We start from the raw sequence: 1,581 nt of genomic DNA, 5'->3' as shown, positions 1-1,581 counted from the left end.
CAACCTCTTGGCTATGCTGATCCACATGTCACGCCGAAGCTACGACCAGTCCTGCCCGGTCGCGGGCCGTCCCGGCCGCCTTCGCCGACGCCCAGGGGCGCCCCTGAAGCGCCCCTGTGGCGCCCCCACGGAGCCCGGCGACGCCTGCGGCCCGGCGCGGCGGCCCGCACGGGCCTCGCGAAACACGCGAGGATGTCCGCGCGGCCGACACACCGGGCCGGCGGCCCCCAGCGCGCCGCCACCGACCGGGTCGACGCGCCCACGGCCCCGGACACGGGCACGCACGAGGAAACACGGAGGTCGCGGTGGCGGAGCCGAGCCGGCGCAGGATTCTGGGCCTGGGCCTGATGGCGGCCGCCGTCACCTCCTGCGGCCACCCCCGCCCGGCCCCGGCCGCCGCCACGCAGCCGTCCGCCGCGGCGGCCACGGCGGCCTCCTCCGCCCCGAGCACCCCCGGCAGCCCGGCCGCCGACGGGCACACCGGGCCGACGAGCGAGCGCTCCCGCCCCGGCAACCCCGACTGGGAGATCACCGACCCCGGCCCGGACGACGCCATCGCGGGCTTCGCCGACCGGGTCAGCGTCCTGCCCGGCGAGCCCTTCGGCCTGCACGTCTCCACCCCGGCCGCGGCCTTCACCGTCTCCGCCTACCGGATGGGCTGGTACGACGGCGCCCGCGCCCGGCTGGTCTGGCGCCGCGAGCACGTCCCGGGCAGCCGGCAGGCCGCGCCGCACGTGGACCCGGTGACCCGCACCGTGCTGACCGGCTGGCAGCGCACCCTCGCGGTGGACACCGCCGGCTGGCCCGAGGGCGCCTACCTGCTGCGCCTGGACGCCGAGGACGGCTCCGGCCGGCGCTACGTCCCGCTCACCGTCCGCTCGGCGAGCACCGCCGGCAGGACCGTGATCATGAGCGCCCCGGCGACCTGGCAGGCCTACAACGAGTGGGGCGGCTACAGCCTCTACAACGGCCCGACCGGCGGCCTGGCCACCCGCTCGCTGAAGGCCGTCTTCGACCGTCCGTACGACTACGACCACGGCGCCGGGCTGTTCCTGGTCTACGAGGCGCCCCTGGTCGCCCTCGCCGAGCGGCTCGGCCTGCCGCTCGCCTACACCACCGGCATCGACGTGGCCCGCGAGCCCGGCCTGCTGACCGGGGCCGCCGCCGTCCTGTCGCTCGGCCACGACGAGTACTGGTCGCCCGAGCAGCGGGCCAACGTGGTCGCCGCCCGCGACGCCGGGACCAACCTGGCGATCCTGGGCGCCAACTGCTGCTTCCGCCGGGTCCGGTTCGAGCCGACCGACCTCGGGCCGGACCGCACGGTGGTCTGCTACAAGGACGCCTGGGCACAGGACCCGGGCCACCTGTCGGGCGCCCCGGCGACCACCGACTTCCGGGCCGGCCCGGGCGCCGACCCGGAGAGCTCGATGCTCGGCGTCATCTACGACGGCTACCCGGTGGACGCCCCGTACGTGGTCACCTCGCCCGGGCACTGGGCCTTCGAGGGAACGGGCGTCGCGGCCGGGGCCTCGTTCCCGCACCTGGTCGGGGTCGAGTACGACCGGGTGGACACCGGCTTCC

The 1,581-nt window shown here is 76.9% G+C and carries 1 protein-coding gene; it reads left to right on the top strand.

All coding sequences use genetic code 11. The annotated features are described in order from the left end of the window. Positions 1-305: 305 nt before the first annotated feature. The coding region (locus ACIQOV_RS40810; RefSeq protein ID WP_401056115.1) for a N,N-dimethylformamidase beta subunit family domain-containing protein at positions 306-1,581 on the top strand (1,276 nt) is incomplete at its 3' end.

The organism is Kitasatospora sp. NPDC091257, assembly GCF_044757675.1.
GTDB classification, from domain to species: Bacteria; Actinomycetota; Actinomycetes; order Streptomycetales; family Streptomycetaceae; genus Kitasatospora; species Kitasatospora lactacystinica.
The sequence above is the reverse complement of the archived record's forward strand: the minus strand, read 5'-3'. Positions and strand labels throughout refer to the sequence as shown.